This is a genomic window from Oceanicaulis sp. MMSF_3324 (assembly GCF_030733545.1).
In the GTDB taxonomy this organism is placed as follows: domain Bacteria; phylum Pseudomonadota; class Alphaproteobacteria; order Caulobacterales; family Maricaulaceae; genus Oceanicaulis.
This window is the reverse complement of record NZ_JASHIU010000004.1, coordinates 135,858-156,702: the sequence shown is the minus strand read 5'-3', so window position 1 is coordinate 156,702 and position 20,845 is coordinate 135,858. Positions and strand designations below refer to the sequence as shown.

The window sequence follows — 20,845 nt, the reverse complement described above, 5'->3', positions numbered from 1 at the left end:
ATGGCTTAGGGTTTGCTTGCATCAAGACACCGGCGCGAGACCGCGCCAGAGCTGGAGGGTCCGACCATGATCCGTTCGCGTATCGCCATTTCCGCCCTGACGGGCGCTGCTTTGCTTCTGCCCCTGGCCGCTCCAGGCGCACAGGCCCAGAGCTCACGCCAGTATACGGCCCAGCAGGTCCAGTCCGTCCCGACCTATGAATCCTGCATGGCCGCCCAGCGCAACCGCCAGGTGGCCGGTGCCGTGATCGGCGGCGTGCTGGGCGCTGTGGTCGGCGCCGAAGTGCATGATGACCGTCAGGACCGCGATCGCGAGCGTCATTATCGCGGCCGGGATCGTCATCGCGACTATTATGGCCGCGGCTATCGCCGGGGCGACCGCTATGACCGCCACCGTCGCGGCCGGTATGAAGAAGACGGCAATGATGGCGCGGTTCTGGCCGGCGCCGGCATCGGCGCCCTGGCCGGCGCCGCCGTCGCGGGCCGCTCCAATGGCTGCGAGCATCTGCGCCAGAACGGCTACGGCTATTCCAATAACGGCTACGACACGGGCTATGGCTATTCCAACTCCGGTTATGACGACGGCTATGGCCAGCAAGGCTATGACTATCCGTCCTCAAACCAGGGAGAACTTCTGGGCGGGGAAAGCTATGGCTATGACGAGCCGGCCCAGCCCTATCAGAATCAGCCGTACCAGCCGCAATCGCAGACCGGGTATGAGAGCCGCAGCTATACCGCCGGCTCGAACACCGCCCGCGCCAGCGCGCCGCGCGCCAATGCCTGCCGCAACATGCAGTCCGGCAATGGCTCGGTGACCTGGATGTGCCAGGGCGCGGACGGGGTCTGGCGCCCGGCGAACACCTACTGATCCGATCCGGATTGTCGCCCGTAGAAGAGGTATTCGCGGTTCCCATCCCCCCCGCGAATAGGGCTGCCGGTTTCCCCTTTGACCGGAATTGACGCCCGCGCGAAAAACGCGCGGGCGTTTTCCTTGGCGCGTTCCACCGCGTTCTCATCCTTCACAAGACCGCCCTTGCCCACATGGTTCGGCCCCACCTCGAACTGGGGCTTGAACAGGACGATCATCTCGCCGCCCTCGGCCAACAATTCGAGCGGACGGGCGAGAACCTTCTCCAGACTGATGAAGCTGGCGTCGCAGACGAGAAGGTCCGGCGCGACCCCGCCCAGATCCGCCCGCGTCAATGTCCGCGCATCCGTGCCCTCAAGGCTTGTGACCCGCGGATCGGATTTCAGGACCGGCGCCAGCTGGTCCCGCCCTACATCCACAGCGATCACCTGGGCAGCGCCGCGCTCGAGCAGGACCTGCGTGAACCCGCCCGTGCTCGCCCCGATATCAAGACAGGTCCGGCCCGAAGGATCGACACCGAACACATCCAGCCCCTCAACCAGCTTCAAGGCCGCGCGACTGACATAGGGGTGAGCGGGCTCGGCATGGATCTCCGCCCCTTCGGCAATGGACTGGGAGGGTTTGGTCAGCGCAACGCCATTGACCACGACCTTGCCCGCCGCAATCGCGGCCTGCGCCTTGGCGCGGGTGTCGAAATAGCCGTTCTCTACAAGGTATTTGTCTGCGCGCATTGCGATCCTCGCCTTCAGGGCGCTGCTTGTATCCATCCCCGACTGAAAAACCAAATCCATGATTGAGTGACCGCAGTCATTTTTTCTGGCATATCCAAGTCATGATCGGATTACGTGACGCCAAGAAGGCTCAGGTGCGCCAGGCGCTGTATGACGCCGCCCTCACCCAGTTTCGCGACGCGGGCTATGAAGAGGCGTCCATCGCTCAGATCTGCAAGGCGGCGGGCGTCGCCAAGGGCACCTTCTTCAATCATTTCCCCACCAAGGCCCACATTCTGGCCGACTGGTACGACGCGGCCATGCAGGACGCAGATCTAAAATCCAGCCTGAGCGCCGACGCCTCATTGGAAGCGTGCTTTCTGAACATGGCGGAAAACGCTGTCCTTCTGGCTGGGGCTGAACCGGTGCTCTGGCGGGCCAAACATGCCTACGCCCCGCAATCAGAAGATATTCAACGTTCCGAGCGTGAAACCGATCTGCGCGTGCAGGCCCAGGCGACCGCGCTGGTGCGAGCCGCCCGGAAGCGCCAGGAAATCCGCTCTGACATTCAGGACGAAGCCTTTGCGGCGCTTTATATTTCCACCGTCACCGGCGTGATCCGTCAATGGCTCAGCACCGGGGAGAGCTTTGATCTTCACGCAGCGCTGCACGATCGCATCCGGACCCTATTGTCTCTGGCCGCCCCCTGACCGCTTGACATCTAGCGAGCACGCGCCCAAAAGATGACCACGGTCACTTTTTGAGGTTGCCATGCTCTCCCTGTTTCTCGCCGTCCTGCTTGCCGTTCTGAACAGCGCACCCAGCGCCCAGCCCATCTTTGCAGAAGACGGGGCGCTCGATCCGCGTGCGGAAGGGGTGTGGTACAGCCGGGAAAAGGGCTGGATCCTGCAAATCGACGAGAGCGGCGTGACGCGTTGGCAGGACACGCCAGAGGGCTGTTACGCCAGCCCGGCGCCCGATGAGAGCACGCCGATGATGGGCCAGGTGGAATACCGGCTGTTCCGGCCCGCCTCGGAGGGCGACGGCATCCGCTTGAACTATCTGCCCGGTGACGCGTCAGCCTATTTCGCGCGGTTGGATAGCTTGCCGGTTCAGTGCGGCGCCGAAGACCTCAGCTCTGAAACCGCCGTCTTTGATGTCTTCACCGCTGTCATGGCCCAGCATTACAGCTTCTTTGACGCGCGCGGCGTGAACTGGGACGCCCTTGTCGCCCAGGCTCGCCCCCATGTGCATGACGGCATGGGCGAGGCAGCGCTTTGGGACGTCTTGGCAGGCCTTCTGGAGCCGCTGGGAGACTCCCACACCAAAATGGTCGGGCTTGTGAATGGCGAACCACGCCGCGCCCAGGCGGGCCTTGGAACCACCCTGCCCATGATCCGGAGCGGCATGGGCGAAGGCGCCTGGCTCAACAGCCTTGTAGACCAGCTGTTCAACGAGGTGCTCGACCCCGGGGCGGAACTGATCGCGGATCGGGTGATCGTGGGTGAGATCACGCCCGAAAGCGGTCAGCTGATCGGATACATCCAGATCTTCACCATGGGCGGGTTCACCAATGAGCACACGCCCGGAAGCATTGCCTGGTCACAGGCGGAGCTGGCCGCGCTAGCGGACATGCTCGACGACGCCCTCACCCGCTTCGCCGACCATCAGGCGGTGATTGTGGACCTGTCGAATAATCGCGGCGGATATGACGCCGTTACCCGCGCCATTGCTGCGCGCTTCACCGATGAGGCCTTTCTGGGCTATCGCGTCAGCGTGCCCGGCGTCCCGGAAGCGGATGAAGATTACCCCATCACGCCCCATGACGGCGTGCGGTATACCGGCCCGGTCTATCTGATGACCAGCGATGTGACGGTGTCAGGCGGCGAGATCACCACCCTGATGATGCGCACCCGGCCCCATGTCATTCAGGTGGGCGGCACGACGCGCGGCGCGTTCAGCACCCCGCTCGCCAAACCCCTGCCCAATGGCTGGTATCTGGAGCTGTCCAACGAAGTGTTCGAGGACAGCGAAGGTCATGTCTATGAAGGCCGAGGCATCCCGCCGGTCCTGGCGTTCGACATCTATCCCGAAGACGCGCCCGTCGCAGGCCACAGGGCCGCCATCGAGCGCGTGGTCGGGCTGATCGAAGCGGGTTAGGCCAGAGCCGCCGCGGCGTCCGCCTGACGGCCCAGCGCATCCAGCACCTTCGCGGTGATGTGCTTGGCGTTCAGGCCCGCGGTTTCATACATGCCGAACGGGCTGTCCTGATCCTGGAAGATATCCGGAAGGGTCATGGTGCGGATCTTCACGCCCGCATCGAGCGCGCCGTCTTCGGCCAGGAAGTGCAGCACAAAGGCGCCAAAGCCGCCCACGGCGCCCTCTTCAATGGTGATCAGCACCTCGTGCTCACGCACGAGATCTCGGATCAGGTCATGATCAAGCGGCTTGGCGAAGCGGGCGTCCGCCACGGTCGGGTTCAGGCCATAGGCCGCCAGCTCGTCCGCGCTTTTCAGCACTTCCCCGAGACGCGCGCCAAAGGACAGGATGGCGACGCCCGCGCCCTCGCGCACGATGCGGCCCTTGCCGATCTCGAGCGGGATCAGCTCTTTGGGGATTTCAACGCCCAGCCCCTCGCCGCGCGGATAGCGGAAGGCGCTCGGCCGGTCGTCGATTTCGTTGGCGGTGGCGACCATGCGCGCCAGCTCCGCCTCGTCGGCGGCGGCCATCACCACCATGCCCGGCAGGGCGCCCATATAGCCCACATCAAAGGCGCCGGCGTGAGTGGCGCCGTCCGCGCCCACAAGGCCTGCCCGGTCAATGGCGAAGCGCACCGGCAGGGACTGGATGGCCACATCGTGGACCACCTGGTCATAGCCGCGCTGCAGGAAGGTGGAATAGATCGCGGCGTAGGGCTTCATGCCTTCCGCGGCGAGGCCGGCGGCGAAGGTCACCGCATGCTGCTCGGCGATCCCCACATCAAAAGCGCGATCGGGATAGGCGGCGGCGAACTTGTCCACGCCCGTCCCGCCCGGCATGGCGGCGGTGACGGCGCAGATCTTCTCGTCGGTTTCAGCCAGCTGGATCAGCGCATTCGCGAACACGCCGGTATAGCTGGGCGCAACCGCCTTTTTCTTCTGCTGTTCGCCGGTGACCACATTGAACTTGGCGACGCCGTGATACTTGTCGTCAGCCGCTTCGGCGGGCGCATAGCCCTTGCCCTTCTGGGTGACGGCGTGGATCAGGATCGGCCCCTCGCCGGCATCGCGCACATTGCGCAAGACGGCGACCAGCTGGTCCATGTCATGGCCGTCGATCGGGCCCACATAGCGAAAGCCCATTTCCTCAAAGAGCGTCCCGCCCATGGCCATGCCGCGCAGATATTCCTCGGCCCGGCGCGCATGCTCCTCAACGCCCAGCGCTTTGGCGACGCCTTTGCCCATCTTGCGTAGATGGGTGTAGCTCTTGGAGCTGACCTGGCGGGCGAAATAATGGCTCATGGCGCCCACGGGCGGGGCGATGGACATGTCATTGTCATTGAGGATGACAATGAGGTCCTTCTTCATGTCGCCGGCATTGTTCATGGCCTCATAGGCCATGCCCGCGGACATGGAGCCGTCGCCGATCACCGCGACCACCTTGCGGCCTTCCTCATGCTTGAGGTCGCGCCCCACGGCAAAGCCCAGCCCCGCAGAAATGGAGGTCGAGGCGTGCGCGGCTCCGAACGGGTCGTATTCGCTTTCCGAGCGCTTGGTGAAGCCGGACAGCCCGCCACCCTGGCGCAGGGTGCGGATGCGGTCGCGGCGCCCGGTCAGGATTTTGTGCGGATAGCACTGGTGCCCCACATCCCAGACCAGGATGTCGCTCGGCGTATCAAAGACATGGTGCAGGGCGACGGTCATCTCGACCACGCCCAGACCCGCGCCCAGATGCCCGCCGGTTACCGACACGGCGTCGATGGTTTCGGCCCGCAACTCATCCGCCACCGCCTTGAGGAAGGGCAGATCGCGGTTTTTCAGATCCTGCGGAGAGGCGATCTGATCAAGATGCGGGGTATCGGGCATGCGCCGTGTCCTTGTTGTCTTGTTCTAATCTAGGCGTCAGGACTGCCGGGCCAAAACAAAATCCATCAGTTGACGCAGCATGTCGGCATCGCGGCCGAACACGTCAAGATGGGCTTTCGCCTGATCGGCCAGCCTTGCGGCCCGGTCACGGGCGTCCTTCACCCCGAGTATCGAGACGAAATTGGCTTTTCCTTGACCGGCGTCCTTACCGGTGCGCTTGCCCGTCAGGCTCTCATCACCTTCCGCGTCCAGAAGGTCATCCACGATCTGGTAACACAGACCCAGGTCATGCGCGAAGCCTTCAAGCGCAATCCGCTGTGCGCGATCGGCATTGGCGATCACCCCGCCCGCCTCGGCGCAGAAGCTGATCAGGGCGCCTGTCTTCATGCGCTGGCAGCGGGTGATGATCCCGATATCGCTTTCCTCGCCCGCCTCGACCGCCATGTCGATCATCTGCCCGCCGACCATGCCGCGCGGTCCGGCCGCTTTGGCCAGGCGCAACACCAGGTCCGCACGCACGGCGGAATTGTGATGGGTTTCAGGATCAGAGAGCAGCTCGAACGCCTGGCTTTGCAACGCATCCCCGGCCAGCACGGCGGTCGCCTCGTCATACTCCTTGTGCACGGTCGGGCGTCCGCGTCGCAGATCATCATCATCCATGCACGGCAGATCGTCATGGATCAGCGAATAGGCGTGCACGCACTCCACCGCACAGGCGGCGCGCAACAGGGCGCGTTCATCCGCGCCCACCAGAAAGCCCGCCTCGATCAGCAAAAAGGGCCGCAAGCGCTTGCCCGGACCCAGCGCTGCATAACGCATGGCGGAGATGACCCGCGCTTCCGGTCCGTCCGGCCTAGCCAGCAGCGCGTCGAGCGCCACCGTGACCCGATCCGCGGTTTCGGTGAGATGGTCCAAAAAGGCGCTCATGACACCCGCGCCCCGTTCGGCGCATCGCCATCCGCGTTCAACAGCAAGATGGCGCCGTCCGTGTCGGTCACGCCCAGCACCAGCACTTCGGACCGCACCGGACCGATCTGGCGCGGCGGAAAGTTCACCACCGCCAGGACCCGGCGGCCCACAAGGCTTTCAGGGTCGTAATGCACAGTGATCTGGGCGGAGCTTTTCTTCTCACCGATCTCGGGGCCAAAATCGACCCAGAGCTTGATGGCGGGCTTGCGCGCCTCGGGAAAGGGTTCGGCGCGCACAATGGTTCCAAGCCGGATGTCGGTCTTGAAGAACTCTTCAGGCGCAATGTCAGGCTGGACCGATGCGTCAGTCATCAGACCTAGCCCAGATCCGCCGGTTCGCTCGACAGCGAGCCGTCCGCCTGCTCGACGATCTTGTCGACCTTGAGCTGGGCTTCGCGCAGGCGCGCTTCGCAATGGGCTTTCAGGGCCGCGCCGCGCTCATACATGGCGATGGACTTTTCCAGCTCCACCTCGCCGCGCTCAAGCTGAGCGACAATGGTCTCGAGCTCTTTCAGCGCGGTCTCAAAGCTCATCTGGGCGATTTCGGCGGAGGGGGCGTCAGTCATCGCAACAGCCTTCTGATCAGAAACACGACGCCCCCACAATCGCGAAAGATCGCAGAGGATCAAGCCGCCTGTGCGCTAGCGTTTCAGCTCATAGCGACGCCAGGACCAGTATCCATCCCCGCCATCACGCACACAGGTCCACCCCTGGCGCTTGAGCTCGGGGCGCAGCATGCGGTTGAACCAGCCATGGGCGAACAGCGCCACACCGCCGGTTTGCGCGGCGGTCACCAGCTTTTCCGCCGCTGCAGCAGCGCGCACTTCGGCCTGGGCGCGGCTTTCGCCATCGCGTGAAAAACCCAGCCACCACGAGCAGCGGGCGAATACGCCCCAGGTCCGCGCCTGCATTTTCCAGGGCAGAGACGGCGGCGGCAACGGCGCTTCGACAAACAGGCTGTCATGCTCGATCGGACGATCGCCCACCGCCGCGCGGGCGGTTTCCATGGCGCGCGGCAAGGTCGAGGAAAACAGGGTATCGGCCTGAGCCGCCTGTTCCACAAGGCTCGGCGGGGCCACCTGGCCCGGCTTCAGCCCGGCGCGATCATAGGCCGCCCACCAGTCCACATAGCCGCGCCAGCCCATGACAGCCCGGCGGTTCGCATCAGGCTCGCCATGTCGCGCAATGATGATGGGGCCCGGCCCGGTCTGGCTGTCGGCTTTGGTCATGAACGGTCTTGAGCGATCCTATTGAACATGCGCTGACAGCCGTCCCTCGCCCGGACAGGCCGACTGCAGTCTCACGCCCCCCGTCGTGAGAGCCACCGCCCTCGTGAGTCAAGCGTCAGGCCTTGGTACCCGCCCTCCCCCCTCTGCACAAGCAATGAAGACGCGCCCGCCTGCGTTGAGGCGGACACGGCTTGGCAGGACAGGCTGTTCAGGGTCTGAACACCGGGCCCGGCTGCATCAGCGCGCCCGTCAGAGGCCGTGGGGCAGACGGCGCCCGGGCGTATTGATTCGCCCCGGGCGCCGCTTGCGCCGCTAATGGCCCAGCTGCACATCCATGATGTTGACGCCTTCGGGCGCGGCCGGCTCGTCCGGTACGAAGAAGTCCGGCAGCAGCGCTTCGCCCGGCGTGACGCTGAACTGGTCGAGATCGCTTACGCCTTCGCTGACCAGGAAGCTGTCATCAATGAGGAAATTGCCGGTGAACTCCGCCGCCGGCTTGGTGAGCACGCGATAGGCGGTCTCAGCCAGAATGTCGGGCTTGCGGCAGTTCTTGAACGCGTCCTCGCCCGCCAGAACATTGGCGATGGCGGCGGTGGCGACCGCCGTGCGCGGCCAGATGGCGTTCGCGGCGATCTGGCCCTTGAATTCGCCCGCCCAGCCCAGAATGCACAGGCTCATGCCGTATTTCGCCGAGGTGTATGCCACGTGAGGCGCGAACCATTTCTCCTTCATGTCGAGCGGCGGCGACAAAGCGAGAATGTGCGGGTTTTCGGACTTTTCGAGATATGGCAGGCATTTCTGGGTGACCAGGAAAGTGCCGCGCGCATTCACCTGGTGCATCAGGTCCCAGCGCTTGATGGGCGTGTCTTTCGTCGGCATCGGGAAAATCGCCGAGGCGTTGTTCACCACGATATCGATGCCGCCAAAGGTCTCGACCGTCTTGGCGACCGCAGCGTCCACGCTGGCTTCATCGCGAATGTCACAGACCAGCGGCAACGCCTTGCCGCCCGCCTTCTCGATCGCTTCGGCGGCGGTGTGGATCGTGCCCTCCAGCTTGGGATGGGGCTGATCGGTCTTGGCGGCGACGACGATGTTGGCGCCGTCCTGCGCACAGCGCTCGGCAATGGCCAGACCAATGCCGCGGCTCGCGCCCGTAATGAAAAGAGTCTTGCCCTTCAGGGACATGCTTTCCTCCCGCTCCTGAATGAAGCGAGAGGATAACACTGTTATATGCGCAAGAACACCCCTGAGGGAGGTCGTTTCCGATGCGTTGGCTAGATCGGCGCCCAGACGCGCCAGCCCGGGCAGCTCATGCCTTCCTCGCGGCGGCAGGACGCAAAGGTGAACAGCACGGTCCAGGCCTTGCCGACCACCAGATCGCGATGGACATAGCCGATCCCGCGTGAGGCGCGGCTGTCCAAAGAGGCGTCGCGATTGTCGCCCATCAGGAAGAGATGGTTCTCGGGCACGTTGAACGGGCCCACATTGTCCAGTCCGGCATTGTCGGACCGTTCATAGATCTCGTGCACATCCCCGCCCGGCAGGGTTTCGAGATAGACCGCCGCCTCGACCGGATCACCTTCGCGGTCGCGATAGCGCACCACGCCTTCGGGATCACGCGGCACCAGCTCGTCATTGATGTAGAGCCGGCCTTCGCGCATCTCGATCCGGTCGCCCGGCAGGCCGACGACACGCTTGATCAGATTGATGCCCTGGGCGGGGTCCCGGACCACCACCACATCCCCGCGGTCGGGCGTGGAGCCCAGAATGCGGCCCGACCAGCTGTCAGGCAGGTGATAGCCCAGCCCCAGCGGCAGGGAATGGCGTGAATACCCGTACGCGAATTTCGACACCAGAACGCGATCGCCCACCTGGATGGCGGGCTGCATGCTTTCCGAAGGGATGTGAAACGCGGCGAAGACGAACGTGACCAGCACGAACCAGACCGCCACAACCCCGGCCAGGAAGCGGATCGTCTCGCCCACTTCCGCCATCGCCTTGCCGCCGAAACGACGCACGTGTTCATTCATTTCAGTTTTACCGCCGTTCCATAGGCGAGCACTTCAGCTGTGCCTTCCATGACCGCGGCGGTGGAGAAGCGGAAGGTGACAACCGCATCCGCTCCCATTTCCTCGGCATGGCTGACCAATCGACCCAGCGCCTGTTCGCGCGCCTCGGCCATCAGCTTGGTGTACTCGCTGACTTCGCCCCCAACCAGATTGCGCAATCCGGCCACAAAATCACGTCCAAAAAATCGCGCACGAACCACGCTGCCGCGCGCAATCCCGATCACCGCCTCGACCTCACGACCGGGAATATCATCGGCCATGGTGACGAGGACGGGGGCGCGCGTCGCGGGATGTTCAGGGGTGTTGCTCATGGAAAGCCCTTTTAAACAAACCTGTTAACCCAGCACATTGTTCGCGCCACAATCACACGGAGAAAGTTAAAGATTAACTCGCAGACCCCAGTTCACAATGCTTATTGGCGCCTGACAAGGTTACAGCTGACAGGGTCTTCACTTGACGCGCGAGGGACGGACCGTCTGAGTTATAAAGGTCACATCAAACGCTTCCGGCAAATTGCGGAGATCCGGCATGGCCCCCACCGACACCTCTCCCCCGAACCCTGATGATGCGCCGAGCGCACGCGACCAGAACAGCGATCGCGTGCTGGCCGTCATCAACTACGCCCTGCTGCTGGTGGGAATCAGCAATGGGGTGACCGTGCTGATCGCAGCCATTCTGGGCTATGTGCGCAAGGACAATGCCGACCCGCTGGTGCAGAACCATTTCCGCTACCAGATCCGCACCTTCTGGTACTGGCTGGCCATGGTCATTGTGGGCGCGCTGACCTGGATCTTCCTGATCGGCGGTCTGATCCTGCTCTTGGCTACCATCTGGCTGGCGATCCGGGCGGCGGTGGGGCTGATCCGTCTTGTGGACGGCCGCCCGCACCCTGACCCGACCGGGTTCTGGATCTAGCGCCTAGGCGCTTTCCAGAACGCCTTCACCCGGCGCGAAGAGCGGGTCGTAGCCGATCTTGATCTCACCCAGCAGGCCCTGGGCCCCGGTGAGAACACTCTGAGCGAAGATGTTGGCGATGGATATGCGCGCCCGGGCGTAGCCCTCATCGCCATCGGCTTCCTTGATCTTGCGCTGGGCCGCCACGGCGCCCACGCACAGAAGCCAGCCGCCCGTCACGTCACCGGCCAGCTTGAGATAGGCCGTGGCGCCGGCGAGCCGGTCCTGATCAGACGCGTTGAGCATGTAGGCGGTCGCCGCTTCCAGCGCGTCGCACGCCGGTTTCAGCGCTTCGGCCAGCACCGGAAGCTCGGGGTTCGAGCTGGTGGCGCAATCCTCGATGGTCTGGCGCACATCCTCGATGAGCTCGCCCATGGCGGTCCCGCCATCGCGGGCCAGCTTGCGTCCCACAAGGTCGATGGCCTGAATGCCGTTTGTGCCTTCATAGATCGGGGCGATCCGCGCATCGCGCAGATGCTGGGCGGCGCCGGTTTCCTCAATGAAGCCCATGCCGCCATGCACCTGCACGCCCATGGAGGCGACATCCACGCCCATATCGGTGCACCAGGCCTTGGCGATCGGGATCATCAAATCCTCGCGGCGCTTGGACCAGGCCTTCTCGTCCGCCTCCTGCATGTATTCACCCAGATCGGCTTCGACCGCCGCATGGTAGCAAATCGCCCGACCGGCTTCGATTTTCGCCTTCATCAAGGCGAGCGACCGACGAATATCGGGATGGTGGATGATCGCGTGCGGCCCGTGGTCATCCATATTGATGGCGCGGCCCTGCTTGCGATCCTGCGCATAGGCCAGCGCCTGCTGATAGGCGCGCTCGGCGATGCCGACGCCCTGCACGCCCACATTCAGGCGCGCGGAGTTCATCATGATGAACATGGCGGCCATACCCTTGAACTCATCGCCCAGCAGCCAGCCCTTGGCGCCGTCATATTCCATGGTGCAGGTGGGCGAGCCGTGAATGCCCATCTTGTGCTCAAGCCCGATCGCCTGCAGCGCATTGCGCTCGCCCGGATTGCCGTCCGCGTCGGGAATGAATTTCGGCACGATGAAGAGCGAGATGCCCTTGGTGCCCGGCGCGCCGTCCGGCGTGCGCGCCAGCACCAGGTGGATGATGTTCTCGGCGCAGTCGTGCTCGCCCCAGGTGATGTAGATCTTCTGGCCCGAAATCGCCCACGAGCCGTCCTCATTGGGTTCGGCCTTGGTGCGCAGCGCGCCCACATCAGAGCCGGCGCCCGGCTCGGTCAAGTTCATGGTCGCCGACCATTCGCCCGACAGGATCTTGCCCAGATACAGCTCGCGCTGTTCATCCGAGCCGACAGCGATCAGCGATTCAATCGCGCCAAACGACAGCATCGGCCCCAGGCCGAACGCCATATTGGATGATTGCAGCATCTCCATCAGCGCACAGCCCAGCGCCTTGGGCAGGCCCATACCGCCCATGTCGGACGGAAATTGCAGCCCTTGCCATCCGCCTTCGACGAACTGGGCATAGGCGTCCTTGAACCCGTCCGGCGTGGTCACGACGCCGTCTTTCAGCGTGCAGCCCTGCTGGTCGCCGGACCAGTTCAGCGGCGCCAGCACATCATTGGCGAGCTTGGCGGCCTCATCCAGGATGGCCGGCGTCAGATCCGAAGAAAACTCCGGGAAGGCGCCCGTCGCGTTCACGCTGTCCAGCGCAGCGACTTCTTCCAGGGCGAAACGGATATCGCGAACCGGGGCGCGGTAGCTCATGGTGAGGTTTCCCTTCCAGCGTAACGTTTGGTCCGAACATAGCGCGTTTGCTGCAAAGCGGGAGTCGGCTGACAGGGTTTTGGGCAGGACCGCGTGTCGCACCGTTCCTCATGACCTATGTTACGGGCATTCACAGAGGTGATCTGATCATGCTGCGACTGCTCATATGCGCTCTCATTTCCGCCAGCCTGGCTGGCTGCGTCTCCGCCCCGGTCCAGGACCCGGCGCAACTGCCTGCAGGGGCCTGGGCGCTCGATCCCGCCCATGCCAGCACGGTGTGGAGGATCCGGCACATGGGGTTGTCCTGGTATACGGGTCGCTTTGACGAGATTGACGCGAGGCTCGATTTTGATCCCGCGCGACCACAGGACGCGCAGCTGACCGCCATCATCAACGCAGCCTCGATCTCCACCGGCGATCGCGCCTTTGACGCCACGCTGTGCGGCGGCGGCTGGTTTGCTTGTGAGGCCCATCCGCAAATCATCTTCACATCCGACCGGATCGAGGTGACAGGGGCGGATACGGGCCGCATCCACGGCCAGCTCCAGCTCAAGGGCGTTACGCAAGCTGTTGTTCTGGAAACTCAGTTTTACGGCGGCCTCTTCAATCCCCTGGAACGGCGTCAGGCCTTGGGATTTGGCGCGGATATGACAATAAACCGCACTGATTTTGGGGTTGGGCGGCTTCCCGGAAATCTGATCGGCGATACAGTGGTGGTCCGGATCGAAGCGGAATTCCTCCGCGACCAACAGGAGTAAGCCATGACCGCCACCCCTGAAGCCAAGCGTTACACAACGGTCGCGATCATCCTGCACTGGCTGATCGCTGTCATGCTGGTCAGCCTGGTGTTTGTCGGCTGGTGGATGGAAGACCTGGGCGAGGCCGCCCGCGCTGGCGAGATCAGCTTCGGCCAGGTCCAGGCCGTCTATAATTGGCACAAGACCGCCGGCATTCTGGTCCTGCTCCTGTCATTGGCGCGGCTGGGCTGGCGGTTCACCCATCCGGTTCCCGCCCTGCCCGCGACCATGAAACCCTGGGAAGCGTTGGGCGCGCGGGCGGCGCATATCGGATTTTATGGGGTGATGATCGGCATGCCGCTGATCGGCTGGGCGATGGTGTCCAACAGCTCGCTGCCCACACGCCTGTTCAACATCGAAGGGTTCAACCTGCCCGGCCTGCCGGTCCCCGATGTCGAGGCCGTGCATGAGGTCCTAGGCAGCGCGCACAGTGCGGGCGGCTGGGTGATCCTGGTGCTGCTGGCGCTGCATGCCGGCGCCGCGCTCAAGCACCATTTCCTCGATCGCGACGGGGTTCTGAACCGCATGGTTCCGGGACTGAACGTGCCGCCCCAAAACGCACAGGACTGATCGTTTCCGATCTGGAAGCACCCCCTTTCGCAAGGCCTGGCTTGTATGCCCGCGCCGCCATCGTATCTGATGGAGCAACGGCGCGGCATTCAGCCCGCTTCGCAAAGGAGGTCCTTATGCGCACGCTTTCCCTGATCGCCCCGCTCGCTGCGGCTTTGACCCTGGGCGCTCCGGCGCTCGGCCAGGACTGGATCCTGGATCAGGACGCCAGCGAGATCCGCTTTGAAACCCAGGCGTTTGGCAGCACGGTCGAAGGCGGTTTCGAGGACTTTTCCGCTGAGATCACCCTCGATCCCGACAATCTGGACGCGGCCAGCATTCGCGCTGTGGTCCGGACCGGATCGGCGGTGATCGGCAATTCTGATTATCTCGAAACCCTGCGCGGGCGCGCCGGCCTGAATGTCTCGGGCTTTCCCGAAGCGGTCTTTGTTTCCGACACCATTACGCGCGAGGGCGAGACCTATCGCGCTGAGGGCGCCCTGACCCTCAAGGGCGAGGAGAACCCGGCCGTTCTGACCTTCACCCTCGATATCAATGGCGAGCGTGCAGTGGCCGAGGGCCAGATGACCGTGATGAGCCGCAGCTATGACGTTGGCGGCAGCGACTGGGACGGCGCCGGCGAAGAGGTGAGCCTGGACCTGCATATCGAGGCGGATGCGGCGCAGGAGTAAGATTGCGTCGCGCTGAGCCCCCCATTACCTAACCGCCATGACCCGCCCGCCTTTGCCTTCCGACACGCCGATCCTTGCTGCGGATGATCCGTCCGCGCTGGACGAGGCCGTGCGGATTCTCAAGGCCGGCGGGTGCGTCGCCCTGCCAACGGAAACGGTCTACGGGCTGGCCTGTGACGCCACCAATTCCGAGGCCGTCGCGGGCGTCTATGAGGCCAAGGGGCGGCCCAGCTTCAATCCGCTGATCTGCCACGTGGATGACCTTGAGCGCGCCCGAACGCTGATCGATCTGGGCGAAACGGGGGAAACTCTCGCCAAGGCGTTCTGGCCGGGGCCGCTGACGCTCGTGTCACACAAGCGCGCGCCCTCCCCGGTCAGCGATCTCGCCGCCGCCGGTCTCGACAGCCTGGCCGTGCGCTTGCCCCGGTCGAAGGCGCTTCAAACATTGGTGGCCCGGCTCAGCGCGCCGCTGGCCGCGCCCAGCGCCAACGCCTCAGGTACGATCAGCCCCACCACCGCACAGCATGTGAAGGACAGCCTGAACGGCCGCATCCATCTGATCCTGGATAGCGGGCCCTGTCCGGTCGGGGTGGAAAGCACCATCCTCTCGCTGCTCGACCCGTCCGGACCGGTCATTCTGCGTCCCGGCGGCGCGGCGCGCGAGGCGCTGGAACCGGTGTGCGGACCCATTGCTCAATCGCAGTCGACGAATCAGAGCGCGCCCACCGCGCCGGGCCAATTGACCAGTCATTACGCGCCAAACGCGCAGGTCAGGCTGGATGCAACTCAGCCGAAAGCCGGAGAATCCTATTTGGGGTTTGGCGCGCAACCAAGACGCGATGATATTGTATTTTTTAATCTTTCCGAGAAGGGCGACCTAGTCGAGGCCGCCTCGAATCTGTTTACTGCTCTGCGCTGGCTTGATTCAGTCAGTGACCGCATCGCTGTCGCCCCCATTCCAGAAACAGGATTGGGCGAAGCGATAAACGACCGCCTCAGACGTGCGGCTGCAGAGCGTTAGAACAACTGCTCAAGGTTGCATTCAGACTCTGGATGATAGAACGCTCGCCATGAACAACGGTCTCTATATCGCCTCTTTCCGCACCCCGCTGGATGACGCCAAGGGCGTGATCACCATTCACGACCAGAAGGTCATGGGCGGGGATTCGGGCATGTATTATGTCGGCTCGGTCTCCGGTCCCGATAATGAGCTTCAGGTGAAGATGGTCGTGACCAATCACGACCCCTCCCGGCTCTCCGTCTTCGGGGAGTTCGACAAGTTCGCCCTGACCCTGACCGGCAAGCGCGAAGGCGATTCCTATGTCTTCCAGGGCCGTGCGGACGCCGCCCCGTCCATGCGCTTTGAGGCGGTACTGGAAAAAGTCGCCGATTAGGCGGTTCTGACGCGGATCGGGTCTTGTTCTGTGCAATGCGGCGATTGCACACTGCGGCCATGACCACGAACACGCTCAACGCCCTCAAATCCGCTCTCGATCCCAAAGCCTGGAGCGAGGATCCTGACGAGCTGGCGCCGCATGTGCGCGACTGGCGCGGACGCTATCAGGGCGACGCCCCGCTGCTGCTCAAGCCCTCCACCACTGACGAGGTCAGCCGGATCCTGTCGCTGTGCAATGCAGGCGGCGTGACCGTCATCCCGCAAAGCGGCAATACGGGCCTGGTCGGCGGATCAACGCCCCAGGGCGAGGTGGTGCTGTCACTGAAACGGATGAACCAGATCCGCACCATTGATGCGGACAATGACTCCCTGACCTGTGAGGCCGGCGCGATCCTGGAAAGCGTGCAGGACGCCGCCAGGGCGCGCGGCAAGCTCTTCCCCCTGTCTCTGGGCGCGCAGGGCTCGGCGATGATCGGCGGGCTGATCTCCACAAACGCTGGCGGCGTGCATGTGCTGCGCTATGGCATGATGCGCGAGCTGGTTCTGGGTCTTGAAGCGGTGCTGCCCGATGGCCGCGTCCTGTCAGACCTGTCGGGCCTGCGCAAGGACAATACAGGCTATGATCTCAAGCAGCTCTTCATCGGTGCGGAAGGCACGCTGGGCGTTGTCACCGCGGCGACGCTAAAGCTGTTCGCCCGGCCCGCCTCGACCGCGGTCGCCATCGCGGCTGTCGAGAGCCCGGCCCAGGCCGTGGAGCTGCTGGGGCATATGAAAGACGCCACGGGTTCGGTCGCGGCGTTCGAGCTGATGCCCAAGATCGGGCTCGATCTCGCTGTGCATCACCTGCCCGGCGCGCGTCATCCGCTGGACTCCGATCCTGACTGGACCGTGCTGATCGAGCTGGTGAGTCCGGAAACCGATCGCGCCCAGTCGATGATGGAAAGCGCGCTCGAAAGCGCCTTTGAAGCGGGTCTGGTCTCAGACGCGGCGCTGGCTCAGACCGAAGCGCAAATGGCCGAATTCTGGGCGCTGCGCGAGGGCATTCCCGAAGCTGAAAAAGCCCATGGCAAGGCCGCCAAGCACGATGTCTCCGTGCCGGTCTCGCGCATGCCCGCCTTCATGCAAGAGGCGACCGCAAGGGCCGAAGCCATGCTCGAGGACGCGATGATCATCGCCTTCGGCCATGTGGGCGACGGCAATGTGCACTTCAACGTGGCGCGCAAAACGCCGGGCTCCGGCGATGATTTCGTGGCGTCCTGCGCCCCGGTTACAGACGCGATCTATGACCTGGTGGACAAGCATGGCGGCTCGATCAGCGCCGAACATGGGGTGGGCATCCTCAAGCGCAGCGAGCTGGCCAAACGCAAACCGGTCGAGGTGGCGGTCATGCGCGCCATCAAGCAGACCCTTGATCCCAACGCGATCATGAATCCGCGGGTCATGCTGGGTATAGACTAAATCAATGGCATTGACCGGTTAAATTGATTGGCGCCGCAGGGGGCGCGCCCCTATCTCTGCCGCATAGCTGACGGAGACGCCCATGCTGATTCTGCTTTCGCCCGCCAAGAAGCTCGACTTTTCCGAACGCGGTCACGCCCCGACCGCCACCCGCCCGGCCCTGATGGACCGGACGAAGGAGTTGTCGAAAACCACGGCGAAGCTCTCAGCCAGTGATATCAAATCCCTGATGCATCTCAGCGATGATCTGGCCGACCTCAATCGCGAGCGGTTCAAGGCGTTTGACCCGGACAGCACCGAGGGGCGCCCGGCCGCAATGGCATTCAACGGCGAGGTCTATTCCGGTCTCGACGCCCCGTCTCTGTCTTCGGAAGACCTGCAATGGGCGCAACAGCGCCTGCGCATCCTGTCGGGGCTTTATGGCGTACTCCGCCCGCTCGACACGGTTCAGCCTTATCGCCTTGAGATGGGCACGAAGCTGACAACGCCCAAGGGCGGCAATCTGTATGATTTCTGGGGCGAGGATATCGCCAACCAGCTCAGCGCCGACCTGGAAGGCCATCCCTCCAAGGCTGTCATCAATCTGGCGTCCAATGAGTATTCCAAGGCGGCGAAGCTGAAATCGCTGGGCGTTCCGGTGATCAGCGTCGACTTCAAGGAAGAGAAAGACGGCCAGCTGCGCGCCCTGATGGTGTTCGCCAAGAAAGCGCGCGGCATGATGGCGCGCTGGATCATCGAGAACCGGATCGAGGATCCCGACCAGCTGTCCCAGTTCAACGAGGACGGTTATCGCTTCGACGCTGACGGCTCGACCGCGGACAAACTGCTGTTCACCCGGCCTCAACCGCCCAAGAAAAGCTGAGCCCGGACGCGTCCGCACCTGCCATCAGGAGCGATCCGGACTTGACGCGGCTGCGAAATTCATCACCTGTTGAAGCTCTGGATTCCCGACTTCTGGAGACCCGTTCATGAGCTCGATCCGTGTGGACCTGTCCGGCTATGCCGCCGTCATTACCGGCTCGACGTCCGGCATTGGCCTGCACATGGCCGAAGGGCTGGCGGCGAACGGCGCCGACATCGTCATCAACGGCCTTGGCGATGCAAATGAGATCGAGAAAGAGCGTCAGCGCCTTGCCGACGCCTATGGCGTGAAGGTGCTCTATCACGGCGCCAACATGCTCAATCCCGACGAGATCGCGGATCTGATCGCCTTCACCAGGACAGAGCTTGGGCGAGTGGATGTGCTGGTGAATTGCGCCGGCATCCAGCATGTGGCGCCAGTTGATGAGTTCCCCACCGAGAAGTGGGACGCCATTATCGGCATCAACCTCACCAGCGCCTTTCACACCATCAAGCACGCCGTGCCGATCATGCGCGAACAAGGCCGGGGCCGGATCGTCAACATCGCCTCCGCCCACGCCCTGCGTGCGAGTCCTTACAAAGCGGCCTATGTGTCCGCCAAGCATGGCATGATGGGCCTGACCAAGACCGTGGCGCTGGAAACCGCCGAAGACGGCATCACCGTGAACTGCATCAATCCGGGCTATGTGAAAACGCCGCTCGTGGAGAACCAGATCGCGGACACCGCCAGAGCGCGCGGCATTTCCGAGGATGAGGTGGTCCGCGATGTCATGCTGTCCGCTCAGCCCACCAAGAAGTTCGTCACCTATAATGAGCTGACCGGCGCCCTGCTCTATCTCGTCAGCGATGACGGGGCGAATGTGAACGGCAACGCCATCACCATTGATGGCGGCTGGACCGCGAAATAGCGGCGAACGACCAGGCGCTCAGAGCGAACTGTCCTCGCCGTCGATCAGCCCGGCATCGTCTTCCCTGACCGAATTCACCCGTTTGGACGCCTTGCGCAGCGTCAGCGACCCGTCTGGCGGCGCGGTCAGAAAGGGCTGCGGGTCGCTTTCAGGGTTCAGCCAGTCGGCAAACCGGCCTTCGGGAATGAAGACCGGGCTGCGATGGTGGATATGGGCGATGTCGTTACTGGCGGCGGTCGTCAGGATGGCGAAACTGTCGACCCGGTCCGCCCCTTCGCCCCAGCGCTCCCACACCCCCGCCATCACCATGGGCTGACCGTCCGTCCGGGTAATGTACCAGGGCTGTTTGGCGCCGGACTCATCCTTGGACCATTCATAGAACCCGTCCGCCGGGATCAGCGCGCGACGACGCGCCAGCGCCTGGCGGAAGCTGGGCTTGTCGGCGGCGGTTTCCGAACGGGCGTTGATCAACGGTTTTGATCCGTCCGGGCCGGTCTTGGACCAATGCGGCACCAGCCCCCAGCGCACATTCGTCAGACGGAAATCTGACTGCCGCCCCAGACGGATGATCGGCAAGGACTGGGTCGGCGCCGCATTCCAGCTGGGCGGATAGTTCAATCGATCCAGCTTCCCGAACAGGGCTTCAAGCTGGACCAGGCTCAAAGTCATGACATAACGACCGCACATCCCTGTCTCCTCACCCCGTCCGCCCGAGAGGTCAAGCATGAAGGATCTGCCCCGCATCAGTGTCGGCCTCGTGGTCTGGCGCGAAACCGAGGTCTTGCTGATCCGCCGCGCCAATCCGCCCTTTCAGGGCTGCTGGTCCATACCCGGCGGGAAGGTGGAGTTTGGCGAAACCCTGCATCAGGCGGGTTTGCGGGAAGTCATGGAGGAGACCGGCATCACCGCACGGGTCGACGCCCTGATCGATGTCTATGAATCCATCACCGAGCACGGCCATTACGTGATGGCGGACTTTTCTGCGGACTGGATCGAGGGCGAACCGCAAGCGGGGGATGACGCGCTGGACGCCGCCTTCTTCCCGCTGGAGAAGGCCTGCGAGCTGGTCTCCTGGGACGACACCCGCACGGCCCTTCAGCAGAGCGCCCGGCGCCGCAAGCATGATTGATCTGAGCGCTTCGGCCTTGAATTCGCCCCGTTCCGCGTACAGGAACAGCTTATGGTGATGAGAACGCTTTGTCTGGTGCTGGGGCTGATGCTCACGCTCGCCCCGATGGCGGCGGCGCAGAAAGTCGTGCGTCCGCCGGGCTATCAGGATCCCTATCCGGTGGAATCCCTCGCCCGGGTCATGGGCGAAATGCATTATCTCGACTTCGCCTGCAAAGGCCGCCAGTCCCAGGACTGGCGCGACGCCATGGTCGAACTGCTCGACCATGAAGCGCCTACGCGCGGCGGTTATCGCCAGCGTCTGGTGGACCGCTTCAATGAGGGGTTCCGCATCCAGGAGCGCCGCAATCCGCGGTGCGGAGCGGAAGAGGAGATGGTGCGTCAAAGTCTCGCCGCCGAAGGCGAAGCCCTGAGCGAGCAGCTGCGGCGCACCTATCTGCAATAGC

Annotated in this window: 25 protein-coding genes; 14 read left to right on the top strand and 11 right to left on the bottom strand. The window is 63.7% G+C overall.

Annotated elements, in window-relative coordinates; translation table 11 throughout:
• Positions 1–66: 66 nt before the first annotated feature.
• Positions 67–867 (top strand): hypothetical protein, encoded by an 801-nt coding sequence (locus RBA95_RS06470; RefSeq protein ID WP_306016028.1) that lies wholly within the window; start codon positions 67–69, stop codon positions 865–867.
• Here RBA95_RS06470 and RBA95_RS06465 read toward each other — a convergent pair.
• Positions 861–1,598: a TlyA family RNA methyltransferase gene (locus RBA95_RS06465; protein WP_306016027.1), complete on the bottom strand. Its 738-nt coding sequence runs from the start codon at positions 1,596–1,598 to the stop codon at positions 861–863. The genes RBA95_RS06470 and RBA95_RS06465 overlap by 7 nt on opposite strands.
• A 101-nt stretch (positions 1,599–1,699) precedes the next feature.
• On the opposite strand from RBA95_RS06465, the gene RBA95_RS06460 reads away from it, so the two are divergent.
• Entirely contained in the window at positions 1,700–2,287 is a 588-nt protein-coding gene (locus RBA95_RS06460) for a TetR/AcrR family transcriptional regulator (protein ID WP_306016026.1), read from the top strand.
• 61 nt (positions 2,288–2,348) lie between these two features.
• Positions 2,349–3,737 carry a S41 family peptidase gene (locus RBA95_RS06455; protein WP_306016025.1) on the top strand — a complete coding sequence of 463 codons (1,389 nt, stop codon included), beginning with the start codon at positions 2,349–2,351 and terminating at the stop codon, positions 3,735–3,737.
• Here the strand turns inward: RBA95_RS06455 and dxs are convergent.
• The 8 genes from dxs to RBA95_RS06415 all read right to left on the bottom strand — a co-directional run bounded on the left by dxs (position 3,734) and on the right by RBA95_RS06415 (position 10,218).
• Complete coding sequence (gene dxs, locus RBA95_RS06450) at positions 3,734–5,641, bottom strand: 1-deoxy-D-xylulose-5-phosphate synthase (RefSeq protein WP_306016024.1); 1,908 nt, start codon at positions 5,639–5,641, stop codon at positions 3,734–3,736. The genes RBA95_RS06455 and dxs overlap by 4 nt on opposite strands.
• A 36-nt stretch (positions 5,642–5,677) precedes the next feature.
• Positions 5,678–6,568 carry a polyprenyl synthetase family protein gene (locus RBA95_RS06445; protein ID WP_306016023.1) on the bottom strand — a complete coding sequence of 297 codons (891 nt, stop codon included), beginning with the start codon at positions 6,566–6,568 and terminating at the stop codon, positions 5,678–5,680.
• On the bottom strand, positions 6,565–6,921 hold the full coding sequence (locus RBA95_RS06440; protein ID WP_306016022.1) for a tRNA-binding protein: 357 nt from the start codon (positions 6,919–6,921) through the stop codon (positions 6,565–6,567). The genes RBA95_RS06445 and RBA95_RS06440 overlap by 4 nt, the downstream gene beginning before the upstream one ends.
• Positions 6,922–6,926: 5 nt before the next feature.
• Positions 6,927–7,175, bottom strand: coding sequence for an exodeoxyribonuclease VII small subunit (locus RBA95_RS06435; RefSeq protein WP_306016021.1), 249 nt, complete (start codon positions 7,173–7,175; stop codon positions 6,927–6,929).
• A gap of 75 nt (positions 7,176–7,250) precedes the next feature.
• Positions 7,251–7,838 carry a histidine phosphatase family protein gene (locus RBA95_RS06430; RefSeq protein WP_306016020.1) on the bottom strand — a complete coding sequence of 196 codons (588 nt, stop codon included), beginning with the start codon at positions 7,836–7,838 and terminating at the stop codon, positions 7,251–7,253.
• Between the two features lie 312 nt (positions 7,839–8,150).
• Positions 8,151–9,023 (bottom strand): NAD(P)-dependent oxidoreductase, encoded by an 873-nt coding sequence (locus RBA95_RS06425; RefSeq protein WP_306016019.1) that lies wholly within the window; start codon positions 9,021–9,023, stop codon positions 8,151–8,153.
• A gap of 89 nt (positions 9,024–9,112) precedes the next feature.
• Positions 9,113–9,868 (bottom strand): signal peptidase I, encoded by a 756-nt coding sequence (gene lepB, locus RBA95_RS06420; protein ID WP_306016018.1) that lies wholly within the window; start codon positions 9,866–9,868, stop codon positions 9,113–9,115.
• Positions 9,865–10,218 carry a YbjQ family protein gene (locus RBA95_RS06415; protein ID WP_306016017.1) on the bottom strand — a complete coding sequence of 118 codons (354 nt, stop codon included), beginning with the start codon at positions 10,216–10,218 and terminating at the stop codon, positions 9,865–9,867. Before RBA95_RS06415 ends, lepB begins: the two co-directional genes overlap by 4 nt.
• Positions 10,219–10,435: 217 nt before the next feature.
• Between RBA95_RS06415 and RBA95_RS06410 the strand changes: the two genes are divergently transcribed.
• Complete coding sequence (locus RBA95_RS06410) at positions 10,436–10,822, top strand: hypothetical protein (protein ID WP_306016016.1); 387 nt, start codon at positions 10,436–10,438, stop codon at positions 10,820–10,822.
• A 3-nt stretch (positions 10,823–10,825) separates the two neighbouring features.
• Here the strand turns inward: RBA95_RS06410 and RBA95_RS06405 are convergent, their stop codons facing one another.
• On the bottom strand, positions 10,826–12,610 hold the full coding sequence (locus RBA95_RS06405; RefSeq protein ID WP_306016015.1) for an acyl-CoA dehydrogenase: 1,785 nt from the start codon (positions 12,608–12,610) through the stop codon (positions 10,826–10,828).
• A gap of 149 nt (positions 12,611–12,759) precedes the next feature.
• Between RBA95_RS06405 and RBA95_RS06400 the strand changes: the two genes are divergently transcribed.
• The 8 genes from RBA95_RS06400 to RBA95_RS06365 all read left to right on the top strand — a co-directional run bounded on the left by RBA95_RS06400 (position 12,760) and on the right by RBA95_RS06365 (position 19,271).
• A complete protein-coding gene (locus tag RBA95_RS06400; protein WP_306016014.1) occupies positions 12,760–13,368 on the top strand; it encodes a YceI family protein in 609 nt (202 codons plus the stop codon).
• Between the two features lie 3 nt (positions 13,369–13,371).
• Positions 13,372–13,977 (top strand): cytochrome b, encoded by a 606-nt coding sequence (locus RBA95_RS06395; RefSeq protein ID WP_306016013.1) that lies wholly within the window; start codon positions 13,372–13,374, stop codon positions 13,975–13,977.
• 116 nt (positions 13,978–14,093) lie between these two features.
• Positions 14,094–14,648, top strand: coding sequence for a YceI family protein (locus RBA95_RS06390; RefSeq protein ID WP_306016012.1), 555 nt, complete (start codon positions 14,094–14,096; stop codon positions 14,646–14,648).
• Between the two features lie 37 nt (positions 14,649–14,685).
• Complete coding sequence (locus RBA95_RS06385; protein ID WP_306016011.1) at positions 14,686–15,669, top strand: L-threonylcarbamoyladenylate synthase; 984 nt, start codon at positions 14,686–14,688, stop codon at positions 15,667–15,669.
• Positions 15,670–15,718: 49 nt separating this feature from the next.
• On the top strand, positions 15,719–16,042 hold the full coding sequence (locus RBA95_RS06380) for a GrlR family regulatory protein (RefSeq protein ID WP_306016010.1): 324 nt from the start codon (positions 15,719–15,721) through the stop codon (positions 16,040–16,042).
• Positions 16,043–16,101: 59 nt separating this feature from the next.
• On the top strand, positions 16,102–17,502 hold the full coding sequence (locus RBA95_RS06375) for an FAD-binding oxidoreductase (protein WP_306016009.1): 1,401 nt from the start codon (positions 16,102–16,104) through the stop codon (positions 17,500–17,502).
• A gap of 82 nt (positions 17,503–17,584) precedes the next feature.
• Positions 17,585–18,364, top strand: a complete 780-nt coding sequence (gene yaaA / locus RBA95_RS06370; protein WP_306016008.1) for a peroxide stress protein YaaA — start codon at positions 17,585–17,587, stop codon at positions 18,362–18,364.
• Positions 18,365–18,470: 106 nt separating this feature from the next.
• Entirely contained in the window at positions 18,471–19,271 is an 801-nt protein-coding gene (locus RBA95_RS06365) for a 3-hydroxybutyrate dehydrogenase (RefSeq protein WP_306016007.1), read from the top strand.
• Between the two features lie 18 nt (positions 19,272–19,289).
• Here the strand turns inward: RBA95_RS06365 and RBA95_RS06360 are convergent, their stop codons facing one another.
• Entirely contained in the window at positions 19,290–19,958 is a 669-nt protein-coding gene (locus RBA95_RS06360; RefSeq protein ID WP_306016006.1) for an SOS response-associated peptidase, read from the bottom strand.
• Positions 19,959–19,995: 37 nt separating this feature from the next.
• Here RBA95_RS06360 and RBA95_RS06355 point away from each other — a divergent pair, with 37 nt between their 5' ends.
• Together RBA95_RS06355 and RBA95_RS06350 are read left to right on the top strand one after the other, a co-directional pair.
• A complete protein-coding gene (locus RBA95_RS06355; RefSeq protein WP_306016005.1) occupies positions 19,996–20,400 on the top strand; it encodes an NUDIX hydrolase in 405 nt (134 codons plus the stop codon).
• A gap of 57 nt (positions 20,401–20,457) precedes the next feature.
• A complete protein-coding gene (locus RBA95_RS06350; RefSeq protein ID WP_306016004.1) occupies positions 20,458–20,844 on the top strand; it encodes a TIGR02301 family protein in 387 nt (128 codons plus the stop codon).
• Position 20,845 lies beyond the last annotated feature (1 nt).

What these genes read in the sequence shown, in the direction of transcription:
- RBA95_RS06365 (WP_306016007.1), top strand. Translation starts at nt 18,471, where the DNA reads ATGAGCTCGATCCGTGTGGACCTGTCCGGCTATGCCGCCGTCATTACC.
- RBA95_RS06390 (WP_306016012.1), top strand. Translation starts at nt 14,094, where the DNA reads ATGCGCACGCTTTCCCTGATCGCCCCGCTCGCTGCGGCTTTGACCCTG.
- RBA95_RS06355 (WP_306016005.1), top strand. Translation starts at nt 19,996, where the DNA reads ATGAAGGATCTGCCCCGCATCAGTGTCGGCCTCGTGGTCTGGCGCGAA.
- RBA95_RS06470 (WP_306016028.1), top strand. Translation starts at nt 67, where the DNA reads ATGATCCGTTCGCGTATCGCCATTTCCGCCCTGACGGGCGCTGCTTTG.
- RBA95_RS06375 (WP_306016009.1), top strand. Translation starts at nt 16,102, where the DNA reads ATGACCACGAACACGCTCAACGCCCTCAAATCCGCTCTCGATCCCAAA.
- RBA95_RS06385 (WP_306016011.1), top strand. Translation starts at nt 14,686, where the DNA reads ATGACCCGCCCGCCTTTGCCTTCCGACACGCCGATCCTTGCTGCGGAT.
- yaaA (WP_306016008.1), top strand. Translation starts at nt 17,585, where the DNA reads ATGCTGATTCTGCTTTCGCCCGCCAAGAAGCTCGACTTTTCCGAACGC.
- RBA95_RS06405 (WP_306016015.1), bottom strand. Translation starts at nt 12,610, where the DNA reads ATGAGCTACCGCGCCCCGGTTCGCGATATCCGTTTCGCCCTGGAAGAA.
- RBA95_RS06460 (WP_306016026.1), top strand. Translation starts at nt 1,700, where the DNA reads ATGATCGGATTACGTGACGCCAAGAAGGCTCAGGTGCGCCAGGCGCTG.
- RBA95_RS06435 (WP_306016021.1), bottom strand. Translation starts at nt 7,175, where the DNA reads ATGACTGACGCCCCCTCCGCCGAAATCGCCCAGATGAGCTTTGAGACC.
- RBA95_RS06360 (WP_306016006.1), bottom strand. Translation starts at nt 19,958, where the DNA reads ATGTGCGGTCGTTATGTCATGACTTTGAGCCTGGTCCAGCTTGAAGCC.
- RBA95_RS06380 (WP_306016010.1), top strand. Translation starts at nt 15,719, where the DNA reads ATGAACAACGGTCTCTATATCGCCTCTTTCCGCACCCCGCTGGATGAC.
- RBA95_RS06350 (WP_306016004.1), top strand. Translation starts at nt 20,458, where the DNA reads ATGAGAACGCTTTGTCTGGTGCTGGGGCTGATGCTCACGCTCGCCCCG.
- lepB (WP_306016018.1), bottom strand. Translation starts at nt 9,868, where the DNA reads ATGAATGAACACGTGCGTCGTTTCGGCGGCAAGGCGATGGCGGAAGTG.
- RBA95_RS06415 (WP_306016017.1), bottom strand. Translation starts at nt 10,218, where the DNA reads ATGAGCAACACCCCTGAACATCCCGCGACGCGCGCCCCCGTCCTCGTC.
- RBA95_RS06410 (WP_306016016.1), top strand. Translation starts at nt 10,436, where the DNA reads ATGGCCCCCACCGACACCTCTCCCCCGAACCCTGATGATGCGCCGAGC.
- RBA95_RS06425 (WP_306016019.1), bottom strand. Translation starts at nt 9,023, where the DNA reads ATGTCCCTGAAGGGCAAGACTCTTTTCATTACGGGCGCGAGCCGCGGC.
- RBA95_RS06400 (WP_306016014.1), top strand. Translation starts at nt 12,760, where the DNA reads ATGCTGCGACTGCTCATATGCGCTCTCATTTCCGCCAGCCTGGCTGGC.
- RBA95_RS06445 (WP_306016023.1), bottom strand. Translation starts at nt 6,568, where the DNA reads ATGAGCGCCTTTTTGGACCATCTCACCGAAACCGCGGATCGGGTCACG.
- RBA95_RS06430 (WP_306016020.1), bottom strand. Translation starts at nt 7,838, where the DNA reads ATGACCAAAGCCGACAGCCAGACCGGGCCGGGCCCCATCATCATTGCG.
- dxs (WP_306016024.1), bottom strand. Translation starts at nt 5,641, where the DNA reads ATGCCCGATACCCCGCATCTTGATCAGATCGCCTCTCCGCAGGATCTG.
- RBA95_RS06455 (WP_306016025.1), top strand. Translation starts at nt 2,349, where the DNA reads ATGCTCTCCCTGTTTCTCGCCGTCCTGCTTGCCGTTCTGAACAGCGCA.
- RBA95_RS06395 (WP_306016013.1), top strand. Translation starts at nt 13,372, where the DNA reads ATGACCGCCACCCCTGAAGCCAAGCGTTACACAACGGTCGCGATCATC.
- RBA95_RS06465 (WP_306016027.1), bottom strand. Translation starts at nt 1,598, where the DNA reads ATGCGCGCAGACAAATACCTTGTAGAGAACGGCTATTTCGACACCCGC.
- RBA95_RS06440 (WP_306016022.1), bottom strand. Translation starts at nt 6,921, where the DNA reads ATGACTGACGCATCGGTCCAGCCTGACATTGCGCCTGAAGAGTTCTTC.